This is a genomic window from Bradyrhizobium sp. SZCCHNR1043, assembly GCF_032489675.1.
GTDB lineage: Bacteria > Pseudomonadota > Alphaproteobacteria > Rhizobiales > Xanthobacteraceae > Bradyrhizobium.
This window is the reverse complement of record NZ_JAUEYN010000003.1, coordinates 264,303-277,658: the sequence shown is the minus strand read 5'-3', so window position 1 is coordinate 277,658 and position 13,356 is coordinate 264,303. Positions and strand designations below refer to the sequence as shown.

Sequence of the window (13,356 nt, the reverse complement as noted above, 5' to 3'; positions counted from 1 at the left end):
GCTACGCCGCCAGCCAGCCGCCATCGACCGGCAGCACGATGCCGGTCGTGAACGACGCCTCGTCGCTGGCGAGGAACAGCGCGGCGGCCGCGACCTCGTCTGCCGCGCCAAAGCGCTTCATGGCGTGGCGCTGGCGTGAGGCCTCGCGCACCGGCTCGGGATCGGCGTGGCGCGCAAAGCTCCGGCGCAGCAGCGGCGTGTCGATCGCGCCCGGCGCCAGCGCATTGACGCGGATGCCATCGGCGGCGAAGTCGACCGCCATGGTGCGGGTCAGGCTGATGATCGCGCCCTTGGCGGCGATATAGGCGCTGTTGCCTTTGCCGCCGGCGACCGCAAGCTGCGACGCCACGGTGATGATCGATCCGGCCTTCTGCTTCTGCATGATCGGCACCGCGACCTTGGCCCACAGCCAGGTGCCGCCGACATTGGCGCGGAACACCGCGTCCCAATCCATAGGATCGGTCGTGACCACGGTGCCGCCGCAGGAGAAGCCGGCCGCGGTCATCAGCACATCCAGCCGGCCGCGCGCGGCTGCCACGCTCTCGACCGTCGCCTTTGCAAAATCCGCTTCGCCGACATCGCCGACATACACGCGGCCCTGGCCTCCGGCCTTGGCCAGGAGCAACAGGGTTTCCTCCGCGCCTGCCGCGTCGCGGTCGACCAGCGCAACATAAGCGCCCTCGCGCGCGAACATGACGGCGCTGGCGCGGCCGATGCCGGAGCCGCCGCCGGTGATGACCGCGACCTTCGCCTTGAGCCTCATCTCAATCTCTCCCGTGCTGATCGAACCAGCGGCCGAAATGCTCCGCCGATGCCGCGCAGTCGAAGCGCGCGCGCCAGCCGAACTCCTCGGCCAGTCGCGTCGTCGACAGCCGGCCGCGGTTCGGAGCAAACACCGGCACCGTCGGCGCCTCGCCCTGCTCCGCGAGCCGGCAGACGAAACCGGAGCGGCCTTGCGCGAAGGCGCGGCCCCAGGCCTCGGCGGTAAACATGGCTGTGCTGGAGATGTTGTAGAGCCTGTGCTGCGGCCTCTCGGCTTCCAGCAACCGGCAGACGGCGTCGGCGACGTCGACCGCATAGACCCAGTCCTTGTCGCCCGGCTCGTTCAGCAGCGCCGGCGCATTGCGCGCGCAACAGGCCGCGATCAGCGCCTGCGGCGATGGCGTGTCGCGCACGCCGCCGGCGCGCTCGAAAGGGCCGAAGACCGCCGACAGGCGCACGCTGATCACGTCGGTTTGCCACAGATCCGACAGCCGCGCGGCGACGCGCTCGGAGGCGAACTTGGTGATCGCATAGAGCGACACCGGCTCGCACGGCATGGTCTCCTCCAGGACGGCAAAGCGCCGACCGCTGGCGCCATAGGAGGCCGCCGAGGACAGGTTGATGACGCGGCGGATGCCGCTGCCGCGCGCCGCCTGCAGGATCGGCACCTGCGCAAGCAGATTGACCGCGAGGATGCGCTCCGGGTCAGCCGCATCGCGCTCGGGCCCGGCAGTGATCGCGGCGCCGAGCACGACGGCATCGCAGCCGCTGGCGATCGCGGCCGCGACGGCGCTCGCATCGGTGACGTCGCCCTGCACCAGGTGCAGACGCTCGCGATACGGCGCGAGGGCGCGCTGCGCTGCCGCCGGCAAACCTGCTGCGTCAAAGATCGTCGCGGCATGGCCGCGCTCCAGCAGGCCTTGCGCAATGTTGAGCCCGACGAAGCCGGCGCCGCCGAAGATCAGGACATGCATCAAAGAGTTCCTCGCGTGGACAGCGATCGACGAAGGGCATTCAGCTCTCTCCCCACGTCATGGCCGAGCGCCGTCCCGGCCATCCACGTCCGGCAGCATCCTGGGAAGCACGTGGATGCCCGGGTCGAGCCCGGGCATGACGGCGGACAGCGGAGCGACCGCGTCAACATGATCAGCGACTCCAACAGCTCTTCGCGCCTAGAGCAGCTTCACCCCAAAATTCTGCTCCGGGTCCATATCCGCGACCAGGCGCCCCGTCGGCTTCGCAGCCTCGCCACCGCTGCGGGCGAGGAACTGGCCGGAGCCGGGCTGGGCCGACAGTCTGCCGCCGTCAACGATGACGCGGCCGCGCGACAGCACGGTCACCGGCCAACCCTGCACGCTGCGCCCCGCAAATGGCGTGTAGCCGGCGAGGTCGTGCATGGCGGCATCGCTGATCGTGACGTGCTTGTCCGGATCCCACAGCGCGATGTCGGCATCGGCGCCGATCGCGATCGCGCCCTTTCTCGGATGCAGATTGTAGATCTTGGCCGGCGCCGTCGCTGTCAGCTCGACGAACTTGTTGAGGCCCAGCCGCCCCTTAGACACCATCGCGTCGAACAAGAGCGGCAGCCGCAGCTCCAGGCCCGGCAGGCCGTTGGCGATCTGCTTGAAGTTGGGGTTGGGGCCGGCGCGCAGCTTGCCGGTCTCGTCGAACCGATACGGCGCGTGATCGGAAGAGATCGTCTGCAGGTCGCCGAGCGACAGCGCCTGCCACAGCGCCTCCTGATCGGGCGCGCGGCGCGGCGGCGGACTGCACATCCACTTCGCACCCTCGATGCCGGGCTTGTCGAGATCATCAGCCGTCATGAACAGATATTGCGGGCACGTCTCAGCAAACACCTTCAGCCCCTGCCCGCGCGCATCCCGGATCACTTTGGCGCCTTCCGCGGTCGAGACGTGGAAGATCATGATCGGCTGATCGACGAGGGCGGCCATGCCGATCAGCCGGTTGAACGCTTCGGCCTCGGAGAAGCGGGCGTGGCTGATGGCGTGATATTTCGGCGCGGTGTAGCCGCGCGACAGCAGCCGCTTTACCATCCAGGAGATGATGCCATGGTTCTCGGCGTGCGCGCACAGCATGGCGCCGCCTTCGCGCGCGGCGACGAGAATGTCGAGCAGCGGCTCATCGTCGATCTTGAGCCGGTCGTACGTCATGAAGATCTTGATCGAGCCGTGGCCCTGGCGGATCAGCGCCGGCAGGTCCCGCTCCAGCGTCTCCCTGGTCGGATCGGCGACGATCATGTGGAACGCGTAGTCGATCACGGCCCCCTTGCGCGCCAGCGCGTGATAGTCCTCGACCACCTGCGGCAACTGCATGCCGACATGCTGGGCCGCGAAGGAGATCACGGACGTGGTGCCACCGAAGGCGGCCGACGTGGTGGCGCTCTCGAACGTGTCGGCATTGACGATCCCTGCCGCCGAGAGCTGCTCGATATGGCAGTGGCTGTCGACGCCGCCGGGCAGCACATATTTGCCGCGCGCATCGATCTCGCGCCTGGCCCGGCCGAGGCCGCGGCCGATCGCCGCGATGGTTTCGCCTAATACCGCGACGTCGGCCTCGAACGTGTCGGTGGTGGTGGCGACGCGCCCTCCCCGGATGATCAGGTCATAGGCCGGCTCGGTCATCGCGATCTCCTAGTTCTGCCAGATGGAACGCCGTGGACGCGAGACGACCGCATCGGCCCCATTGCGTCAGCCATGGCATAGTGGTTGCCTGTCACGCGCCGTCAACACTGAAGAAGCAGGTAGCTCCCATGTCCCGCCCGCGCATCACCGTGATCAATCCGAACTCCAACCAGGTGGTCACCGACGGCTTGGCGGCGGCGCTCAAGCCGCTGATGTTCGCCGACGGGCCGGAGATCGTCTGCGAGACCTTGAAGGAAGGTCCATACGGCATCGAGAGCCAGAAGGACGCCGACAGCGTCACCCTGCCGCTGCGGCGTCTCGTCGAGGGCGACAACGCGTCCAGCGCGTTCGTGATCGCCTGCTACAGCGACCCTGGCCTGCATGTCTGCCGCGAGGCCACGGCACGGCCGGTGCTCGGCATCGCCGAATGCGGCGTGCTCACCGCGCTGACCCGCGCCGACACGTTCGGCGTTCTCGCCATCGCGCAGCGCTCGATCCGCCGCCACATCCGCTATCTCCGCCAGATGGGCTTGATGGATCGGTTGGCCGCGGAACGGCCGTTGGACATGACCGTGGCGGAGACGGCGTCAGGCGAAGGCACCTTGGCGAAGATGATCGCGGTCGGCCGCGCGCTGAAGGAGGAGGACGGCGCCGGCGCCATCGTGATGGGTTGCGCCGGCATGGCGCGGCACCGGAAGAGCTTAGAGGAGGCGCTGGGGATTCCGGTGATCGATCCGACCCAGGCTGCGGTGACGATGGCGCTCGGCGCGGTGGCGTTTGCCGGGTGAGTGGCGCTGAGCCTTGCGCTCTGCATTCGCTGATCTGCCCGACCGGTCGCCTCACACACGGCTGTCGTCCCGGCCTTGAGCCGAGACCCATAACCACCGGCTGCGGTGAGGCAGGCAACTAACAGTCACGTTCCTCGATAGCTTCCGCGGTATGGGTCCCGGCGTTCGCCGGGACGACACCATTGTCGTCGCTGGAGTCGAGCACAATAACTGCGATCTGCTTAGCTCCGGCAGCTAAAAAACTCGTTGTTCACTCCGGCGGCACCGCGCCCGTGCGGCTGGTGATCAGCCCGTAATGCTCGATCCGCCGATGCCTTGCGAAGTCGAAGATCGTCTGCTTGCCGAACCGCGTCGCATCGAGATCGCACGGCACGACCAGCACCTCGTCCCCTTCCGTCACGGCTTCCGCGACGATCTCGCCGTCGGGATTGACGATCAGGCTGCCACCGATCAGGTGATGGCCGTCCTCGACGCCGGCCTTGGCGACCGCCACCACCCAGCACGAGTTCTGATAGGCGCCGGCCTGCGCCGAGAGGCGATTGTGAAACAGGCGCTGCTGCAGGCCCTCGGCGCTCTTCAATGAGTTCACCGACGGCGTGTTGTAGCCGATCAGCACCAGCTCGACGTCCTGCAGCCCCATCACGCGATAGGTCTCCGGCCAGCGGCGGTCGTTGCAGATCGCCATGCCGATGATGCCGCCGAGATCGCGCCACACCGGAAAGCCGAGATCACCCGGCTCGAAATAGCGCTTCTCCAGATGCTGGTGGCTGCGCTCCGGTTCGAACTCCTCGTGGCCGGGCAGATGCACCTTGCGGTATTTTCCGACGATGGTGCTGCTGCGATCTGTGAGGATGGCGGTGTTGTAGTGGTGCCCATCCGGCGTCAGCTCGGCATAGCCGAGATACATCGCCATACCATGCTGCGCGGCGCGATCGAACAGCGGCTGCACGGCGGCGTTCGGCATCATCAGCTCGAACCAGCTATCGACCTCCACCTGATTCTCCAAGTACCAGCGCGGAAAGAACGTCGTCAGCGCCAGCTCTGGATAGACGATCAGATCGGCCCCCCGGCGCTTGGCCTCGTCCAGCAGTGCGATCATGCGCGCCACCACCGCCTCGCGGCTGTCGGCGCGCTGAATCGGCCCCATCTGGGCGGCGGCAACGTTGATCACGCGCATGGTTGGTCTCCTATTCTAACTCTGGCGTCACCCAGGCCGATGCAGCACGTGCCGCGTCCGCGAGAACGATGGGCGGCCGCGCTTCAGCCCCCACAGCGGCTGCGCCAGGGTCGAGACCGCCTCGGTCGGATCGGCTGCATCGATGCAGACGAGATCGGCCAGCGCGCCGACGGTGATGCCGTAGTCGCCGAGCCGCATCAGCTTTGCCGCATCATGGGTCACCATGTCCAGGCAGCCGGCGAGATGGTCAGGGCGTGAGACGTGGCAGACATTGGCATAGAGATTAGCCATGCGGATCAGCGAGCCGTCGCCATAGGGCGTGAACGGGTTGAGCACGTTGTTGGTCGAGAGCGAGCAGGTCACACCCGCAGCGCGTAGCGGCTCCAGCGGGACCACGCCGCGCGGGATCGCATGATCGTGGCGGCGGCCCATCAGATGCAGGTCGGTCGACGGCAGCACGGTGACGGCGACGCCGGCATTGGCCAATTGCGCAGCGATGGCTTTGAAGCGCTGCGGCGGCAGCAGCGACAGCTGCGTGACGTGACCGACGGCGACGCGGCCGCCCCAGCCATATTCCTCGGTCTTGCGGCAGACATATTCGATCTGCATGTGATCGAGCGTCTCGGCGAGATCGAGATGCATGTCGATGTCGACGTCGTGCTCGCGCGCGATCGCGAAGATGCGGTCGATCTGCGCCGGCGGGTCGGTGTCGAAATACGGGGCGGCGCCGATGGTTCGCGCGCCGCGGCGCAGGCCTTCGATCAGCAGCTCCTCGGTGCCGGGATAATTGGTGAGACCTTCCTGCGGAAATACGCAGATCTCGAGATCGAGCGCCCAGGCATAATCGTGCGCGAGCCGCCGGATCGCCTCAAAACCGATGAAGCCGATGCCGGGATCGAGCTCGACATGGGTGCGCATGCGCATCGTGCCATGGCTGACGCAGCGCTCCACCGTCTGCTTCGCTCGCGCGTAGACATCATCAGCGGTGAAGTTGCGTTTCGCGGCCGCGGTCTCGCGCACCGCCTCGGCGACTGTCCCGTCGCGGATGGTGCAGCGGTCGAGGATGCAAGTCTTGTCGAGATGGATGTGCGTCTCGATGAAGCCGGGAACGACGAGGCAATTCTCCGCGTCGCGCTCCGCGCCGTCGGCTGGCAGCGACGGCGCGATCGCGGCGATGACACCATCGGAAATTCCGATATCGGCGCGGCGCAGTTCGCCCTGCTGCGCCAGCACCGCGTTGCGAATGATCAGGTCCATGCTGCCGCCAGGGATTCCATACGCGCGCCAAGCTGGCGGCCCGGCTGCGAAAAGGCAAGCGCCATGCCAAGGCCCGTCCGCCGCAACGCGCGGCCAGCGGTCGATACCATTCGTTTACAAATAGACGGCCGCCGGGAACCACTTGTTTGCCGGGGAAAAACTGCTATATTGATGCATGGAAAACGTGAACTCGTTCTGCTCAGGCCCGTCGTCAAGGCGGGCCGTTGCCGTTTTGGGGGTAGCTGTCCGATGACTCGCTCCAACCGTACGGATCACATTCGCCTGACCTCGCACCCGGTGCCAGGCGCCAAGCACAATTTCCCGCTCCACTGGGGCGCCGAGAGCGCGCGCGAGCGCGGCCCGATCATCGGCACGGTGTCGCGTCCGCAGGACCGCAACGTGATCGGCAGCCATGGCGGCTCCTACACGGTCTACCGCGCGCTCGCGGTATCATCTGGTGCGCTCGATCCGATCCGCCGTCCGGATCTCACCAACACCCATCCCGCCGCTACCATCGGCCCGTTCGCGCAGTGGCGCGATCCGGCGAAGATCGTCGCGCTCGATCCCTGGGGCCATCTGGTCGCCGAGAATTTCGGCGGCGAGATCGCGGAAGGAATCGATATCCGGCCGACGATCGCCGTGACCAAGGCGCGCATCGAGCTGCCGGAGCTGCATGCGGCGCTCGCGGCCAAGCGCCTCGTTCATGATGGCGATGTCGTGCACGCCAACGGCAGCGTGTCGGTGGTCAAGATCGCGATCGATCCGGTGTGGTACCTGCCCGGCGTGGCCGCGCGGTTCGGCACCAGCGAGACCAATCTGCGCCGCGGCCTGTTCGAGCAGACCGGCGGCATGTATCCGGAGCTGGTGACCCGGCCCGACCTGCAGGTGTTCCTGCCGCCGATCGGCGGCACCACGGTCTATCTGTTCGGCGACGTCGACAAGCTCAATGACAGCCGGACGAAGATTACATGTCGCGTGCATGACGAGTGCAACGGCTCCGACGTGTTCGGCTCCGACATCTGCACCTGCCGCCCCTATCTGATCCATGGCATCGAGGAATGTGTCGCGGCCGGGCAGAACGGCGGCCTCGGCATCATCGTCTACAACCGCAAGGAGGGCCGCGCCCTCGGCGAGGTGACGAAGTTCCTGGTCTACAATGCGCGCAAGCGCCAGGAGGACGGCGACGCCGCGGCGGCCTATTTCGAGCGCACCGAATGCGTCGCCGGCGTGCAGGATGCGCGCTTCCAGCAGTTGATGCCTGACGTCATCCACTGGCTCGGCATCAAACGCATCGACCGCTTCATCTCGATGAGTGACATGAAGCATGACGCACTGGTGGGCCAAGGCGTCGACATCGTCGAGCGCGTGCCGATCCCGGACGAGCTGATTCCGGCGGATGCCCATGTCGAGATCGCGGCGAAGAAGGCGGCCGGCTATTTCTCGCTGGAGCCGCAGAAGCCCGAGGCGCTCGGCGACACCGTCGGCCGACCGCTCGAGAAATACTGAGCGCAGCAGCCGATCATGGACGACGTCGCCTATCTCCTCTCAGCCCGCGCAGTGCGCGAGCGGGCGCATCAGATGCTTGTGCTCGGTCTCGCCGACAAGCTGCCGCATTTTCGGGTCGAGATCGGCAAGCTCGATGCGATCGCCGACCTCGTGCTGGACGTCACCAGCAAGGCCTATCCCGATGGCGAGGTGCCGTTCCACTCGCGCTGGCGGCATTTCGTGGTCGGCGGCGTCGATCGCTGGGCCGCTGTCGCAGACAAGATTCAGTGGAATGATGCGGCCTCACGGGCGCGCGCCGAGTTCGATCTCGCCATCACCAGCGTGCTGCTCGACGCGGGCGCCGGCGCGGCGTGGCGTTACCATGATGTCATGAGTGACACGCGTATCGGCCGCTCCGAGGGACTGGCGCTGGCCAGCCTCGACATGTTCGCAAGCGGTGCGTTTTCGGCCGACGCGAGCGATCCGCTGCGGGCCGATGCAGCGAAGCTGAAGCAGCTCACCGTCGGCGATCTCGAACGCGGCTTTCAGGTCGGTGCCGACAATCCACTGGTCGGGCTCGAAGGCCGGGTCGAATTGCTGCGAAGGCTGGGCGCCGTCGTCAATCCCCATTCCGATCGGAGCATCTTCCCAAATTGTGACACGCCAAGACCTGGCGGCTTGTTCGATGACCTCGCCGCGCGTGCTGAGGACGGCCGCATTCAGGCGGACGCGATCCTGCAATCGGTGTTGCGTCAGTTCGGCCGGATCTGGCCCTCGCGCATCCTGCTGAACGGCACCAGTCTCGGGGACTGCTGGCGTCATCCGTCACTGCCGACTGACGATGGCATCAGCAACCTCGTCCCGCTGCACAAGCTGTCGCAATGGCTGAGCTATTCGCTGATCGAACCGTTGCAGCGCGCGGGCCTGGTGGTCGAGAACATCGACGGCCTCACTGGCCTTGCCGAATACCGCAATGGCGGTCTGTTCGTCGATGGCGGCGTGCTGCTGCTGCGCGACCCTGCCGATGCCGCGCGCGCCCATGCAGTCGACTCGCCGCTGGTGGTGGAATGGCGCGCGTTGACCGTCGCCCTGCTCGACCGTCTGGCCTTGCTGATCCGTCAGCGCACCGGCCAGACCGCGGAGCAGCTGCCGCTGGCGCGAATCCTCGAAGGCGGCAGCTGGGGCGCCGGCCGCAAGCTCGCCTTCGCTCGCCGCCCGGACGGCTCGCCGCCGCTGACCATCATCAGCGACGGCACGGTGTTTTAAGGGGGGTTTGAGGCTAAACTCATCGATCTTGCGCCTCCGTCATTGCGAGCGAAGCGATTTGTCCGCCATAGCCCGAAGGGCGACGACGGAAGCGATCCAGGGCCAGGAAGGAAGTCTGGATTGCTTCGTCGCTCCGCTCCTCGCAATGACGAAACTGATGAAGTGCCTGTAGGGTGGGCAAAGCGCAGCGTGCCCACCATTCCAAGCTGAGCTAATATCAGGTGGGCACGGCGCTTCGCGCCTTCGCCCACCCTACGCTTCGGAGATGAAAGCCATGGAAGGCGTCACGGTCGTCGATCATCCCCTGGTGCAGCACAAGCTGACCTTGATCCGCGACAAGTCGATCTCGACCAAGTCGTTCCGCGAGCTGCTCAAGGAGATCGGCATGCTCCTGTGCTACGAGGTCACGCGCGACCTGCCGCTCACGGAGGTAGAAATCGAGACGCCCCTGGCGCGGATGCAGTCGGCCAAGATCGCCGGTAAGAAGCTGGTGTTCGTGCCGGTGCTGCGCGCCGGCGTCACCTTCGTCGACGGCATGCTCGACCTGGTGCCGACCGCGCGCGTTGCCCATATCGGCCTCTACCGCGAGCCGCAGACCTTCACCGCCGTCGAGTACTTCTTCAAGGCACCATCCGACCTGCAGGAGCGTCTCGCCGTCGTCGTCACACCGGTGCTCGCGACCGGCAACAGCGCGGTCGCCGCGGTCGACCGGCTCAAGGAGCGCGGCGCCAAGGACATCCGCATGGTCTGCATGATCGCCGCCCCCGAAGGCGTCGAGCGCGTGCGCGGCCTGCATCCTGATGTTGCGCTGTGGACCGCCGCGATCGACGAGGGCCTCGACGACGACGCCTTCATCGTGCCGGGTCTGGGCGATGCCGGCGACCGCGCCTACGGCACGAGGTAGCAGCGGTCAGCCGGCGAACGCGGCCTGCGCCTCCGGCAGCGCCCAGATCCTCTCGATCGCAGCAGCACCTGCGGCCATGATGGTCGCCTCGTTGCCGTGGAGATAGCGACCGTCGTGGATCAGCAGCCGGCCGTCGACCATCACCTGGTCGATGTTGGCGCGGTTGGCGAGGGCGATCAGGCCGCGGCGGGGATCGTGCAGCGGCTGGAGATGCGGATGCGTCATGTCGACGACGGTGAGATCGGCGGTCGCACCCTGTGCTATTACGCCCAGATCAGGCCGCTTGATCATCGCGGCGGCGATCGCCGTGACCGCGTCGATCAGTTCCGGCGCGCTCGCGGTCTCGGCGCTTCCCAGCGCGACCTTCGAGATCATCGATGCCGCGTTGAGCTCGCCGAGCAGGTCCATGTTGTAGCCGTCGGTGCCGACCGCCGTGCGGACGCCATGCGCGGCGAAGCGGCCGAAGGCGGCGGTGACGCCGGCGCGTGCGAACACGCGCGGGCAGTTCAGCACGCCGGCACCACGCGCCGCCATCAGCGCAAGGTCCGCATCGGTCGAGGCGTGGCAATGCGCGGCCAGCAGATCGGGACCAAGCAGGCCGAGCCAATCGAGATATTCGGCCGGGGTGCGGCCATAGCGTTGCGCGATGGTCGCGACCTCGCCTGCGCTCTGCGCCATGTGCGTCGTGATGGGAATGTCGAGCTCGCGCGCCCGGCTCACAGCCGCGCGCAACAAATCCGGTCCGCAAGTATCGGTCGCGTGCGGGCTCATCGCGAGACGAATACGGCCGTCGCCCTGGCCGTGCCAGCGCTGATACAACGCATTCCAGATCGCCATGTCGGCTTCGCCGTCATTGCCCGCGTAAGTCACGACGCCGGAGGCATCCGCCTTGGCATCTGATGTCGAGAACAGATAGGGCGCCCCGTAGAAGCGCAGGCCCATCTCGAGAGCCGCATCGAACAGCTCCGGGATCGTGTTGCGGAACGGCTCCATCACCGTGGTGGCGCCGCCCTTCAGGAGCTGCAGCACCCCCATGCGGCCGATCGCCAGCCGCTCCTCCACCGAAAGGATCTCGGCCCCGCGCTTGGACAGCGGCAGCAGCACCGTGTAGACGATGCTCTTGTTGTTGCGCCGACCGTTGCCGTCCTCGGTGAGCGTGCGTGCGATCGCCTCGCTGAAGATGTGGTTGTGCAGATTCAACAGGCCCGGCAGCACGAAGCGGCCGGGCCGGTCGAACACCTCGTCCGCCGCAGGCTTATCGGCCGTCACGGCCGCGATCTGCTTGCCCTCGATCAGCACCCAACGGTCGCGCAGCACGTCCTGCGCGCCGTCCTTGCGCGCCAGCACGTAGCTGCCGAAGATCGCGGTCGTGCTCATGCGTCCTTCGCTTCCGCCGCCTCATGACGCTGATAGTTCGCCGCGATCTCGGCCCCGGTCGTGATCCACACGTCCTGGCACGACTTCGCGTAGGTCAGGAACTCGCGCAACAGGCGGAAACGCATCGGCCGCCCCGAGACCTGCGGATGCAGCACGGTCGTCACCATCGCGCCCCAGTCGCGGACTTCGTCCAGTTCGTCCTTCCACATCGACAGCACATGCTCTTTCGGAAAGATCGAGCGCGGCGAGAACCGCGCCGACAGGCCGTGCATCCAGTCGTCATAGCTCGCGGTCACCGGGATCTCGATCGTGCCGGGCTTGCCGTCCGCGAGGCGATGGCGATACGGCCTGACGTCATCGCGGAACGACGAGGTATAGACGATGCCCTGGCGCACCAGCGCTGTCAGCAGCTCCTCGCAGAACTCGCCGAACGGCGCGCGGTAGCCGATCGGCCGGACGCCGAGCCGGCGCTGGATCGCCTCGAAGCCGCGCTCGATCTCCTCGACGATGAAGGGATCGCCGGGATCGGGCAACAGATGGTGATAGCCGTGATGGCCAATCTCGTGGCCGGCCTTCAGCACGGCTTCCGCCATCGCCGGATGCGCGTCGACCGACCAGCCCGTGATGAAGAACGTCGCCTTGAGATCGAGCTCGGCGAGCAGCTCGAGCAGCTTCGGCGTGCCGACGCGCGCCTCATAGCCGCCAAAGCTCATCGTCACCAGACGCGCGGCATGCGCCGGATCCTTCGAGGTCCAGGCGCTCTCGGCGTCGATGTCGAACGACAGGAACATGGCCGCGCGATACGGCGCAGGCCATGGATAGTCCGGCGCCGGCGGCGCGGTGTTGGCGGGAATGAGCGGAATGCCTGCGAGCGCCTTACTGTCCAGCATTGATCAGCACCTTCTCGATTCCATTGTCGCTGAGCTTCCACTTGGCCAGCAGCGCCTTGTAGCTGCCGTCGGCGATCAGGCCCTCCAGCGCGGCGCGCAAGGCCTCGCGCAGCTCGTCCGCCTTCAATGGCGTCGCCAGCCCCGTATATTGGTAGGCGATCGGCGCGCCGACCGGCACATAGGTGTTCGGCTCGAGATCCATGATGTAGGGCAAGGTCTCGTTGCCCTGCACGGCGGCGTCAATGCGGCCCTGCTTGAGCTGGGTCCGCGCATCGGCCGAGCCTTCCGTGCCGACGAACTGAATCGGGCTCGCGCCGCAGTTCTTCTCGCTCCAGGCGGCGATGTCCTTGGGGAACATCGTGCGCCTGCTGGCGCCGACCTTCTTGCCGCACAGCGCGGCCGGCTCCTTGAGCTCGGCCGCGCGCGACGCCTGGACGAAGAAGCGCGGACCGCTGCGCAGATAGTCGAGGAAGGTCGCGGTGTCCTGCCGGCTCTTGTAGTCGGTCATGCCGGTCAGGATGATGTCGAAGCGTTGCGTGGCGAGGCCCGGCATCAACTGGTCGAAGCTCGTCTCCTGCCACACCGCCTTGACGCCGAGCTTCTTGGCCAAGGCCTCGCCGAGCTCGACGTCGAAACCGGTCAAGGTCGCGGTGGCCGGATCCTTGAACTCCATCGGCGGATAGTTCGGCACCACCGCGATGCGCAGGCCGCTCTGCTTGATCTCGGCCGGCAGCTCGGCGGCGAGAGCCGCGCCCGCCACGGCCGCGCTCATGAACCCAGCCAACATGATCGACTTTAAACCCATCAC

Annotated in this window: 12 protein-coding genes; 4 read left to right on the top strand and 8 right to left on the bottom strand. The window is 66.8% G+C overall.

Annotated features, from left to right (window positions below; translation table 11 throughout):
- Window position 1: 1 nt before the first annotated feature.
- The 3 genes from QX039_RS06620 to hydA form a co-directional block, all read right to left on the bottom strand.
- The gene (locus tag QX039_RS06620) at window positions 2–763 is read right to left on the bottom strand and encodes an SDR family oxidoreductase (RefSeq protein ID WP_315738488.1); all 762 of its coding nucleotides are present in this window, start codon (window positions 761–763) and stop codon (window positions 2–4) included.
- A 1-nt stretch (window position 764) separates the two neighbouring features.
- On the bottom strand, window positions 765–1,736 hold the full coding sequence (locus tag QX039_RS06615; RefSeq protein ID WP_315772057.1) for an NAD(P)-dependent oxidoreductase: 972 nt from the start codon (window positions 1,734–1,736) through the stop codon (window positions 765–767).
- Window positions 1,737–1,934: 198 nt separating this feature from the next.
- Window positions 1,935–3,404: a dihydropyrimidinase gene (hydA, locus tag QX039_RS06610; protein ID WP_315772056.1), complete on the bottom strand. Its 1,470-nt coding sequence runs from the start codon at window positions 3,402–3,404 to the stop codon at window positions 1,935–1,937.
- Between the two features lie 128 nt (window positions 3,405–3,532).
- Between hydA and QX039_RS06605 the strand changes: the two genes are divergently transcribed.
- On the top strand, window positions 3,533–4,192 hold the full coding sequence (locus QX039_RS06605) for an aspartate/glutamate racemase family protein (protein ID WP_315772054.1): 660 nt from the start codon (window positions 3,533–3,535) through the stop codon (window positions 4,190–4,192).
- Window positions 4,193–4,442: 250 nt separating this feature from the next.
- Here the strand turns inward: QX039_RS06605 and QX039_RS06600 are convergent, their stop codons facing one another.
- Both QX039_RS06600 and QX039_RS06595 read right to left on the bottom strand, forming a co-directional pair.
- Window positions 4,443–5,369: an N-carbamoyl-D-amino-acid hydrolase gene (locus QX039_RS06600; RefSeq protein WP_315772052.1), complete on the bottom strand. Its 927-nt coding sequence runs from the start codon at window positions 5,367–5,369 to the stop codon at window positions 4,443–4,445.
- Window positions 5,370–5,396: 27 nt separating this feature from the next.
- The gene (locus QX039_RS06595) at window positions 5,397–6,626 is read right to left on the bottom strand and encodes an amidohydrolase family protein (protein ID WP_315772050.1); all 1,230 of its coding nucleotides are present in this window, start codon (window positions 6,624–6,626) and stop codon (window positions 5,397–5,399) included.
- A gap of 249 nt (window positions 6,627–6,875) precedes the next feature.
- On the opposite strand from QX039_RS06595, the gene QX039_RS06590 reads away from it, so the two are divergent.
- The 3 genes from QX039_RS06590 (at window position 6,876) to upp (ending at window position 10,281) form a co-directional block, all read left to right on the top strand.
- Window positions 6,876–8,132, top strand: a complete 1,257-nt coding sequence (locus QX039_RS06590; RefSeq protein ID WP_315738494.1) for a GTP cyclohydrolase II — start codon at window positions 6,876–6,878, stop codon at window positions 8,130–8,132.
- A 15-nt stretch (window positions 8,133–8,147) separates the two neighbouring features.
- Entirely contained in the window at window positions 8,148–9,377 is a 1,230-nt protein-coding gene (locus QX039_RS06585) for a URC4/urg3 family protein (RefSeq protein ID WP_315772049.1), read from the top strand.
- Between the two features lie 274 nt (window positions 9,378–9,651).
- Window positions 9,652–10,281, top strand: a complete 630-nt coding sequence (upp, locus tag QX039_RS06580) for a uracil phosphoribosyltransferase (protein ID WP_315738496.1) — start codon at window positions 9,652–9,654, stop codon at window positions 10,279–10,281.
- Between the two features lie 6 nt (window positions 10,282–10,287).
- Here upp and QX039_RS06575 read toward each other — a convergent pair whose 3' ends face one another.
- From QX039_RS06575 to QX039_RS06565, 3 genes are read right to left on the bottom strand one after another with little or no spacing between them, the layout of a single operon-like run.
- On the bottom strand, window positions 10,288–11,658 hold the full coding sequence (locus QX039_RS06575) for an amidohydrolase family protein (protein ID WP_315772047.1): 1,371 nt from the start codon (window positions 11,656–11,658) through the stop codon (window positions 10,288–10,290).
- Window positions 11,655–12,548, bottom strand: coding sequence for a polysaccharide deacetylase (locus QX039_RS06570; protein WP_315772045.1), 894 nt, complete (start codon window positions 12,546–12,548; stop codon window positions 11,655–11,657). The genes QX039_RS06575 and QX039_RS06570 overlap by 4 nt, the downstream gene beginning before the upstream one ends.
- Entirely contained in the window at window positions 12,535–13,353 is an 819-nt protein-coding gene (locus tag QX039_RS06565) for an ABC transporter substrate-binding protein (protein WP_315772044.1), read from the bottom strand. The genes QX039_RS06570 and QX039_RS06565 overlap by 14 nt, the downstream gene beginning before the upstream one ends.
- Window positions 13,354–13,356 lie beyond the last annotated feature (3 nt).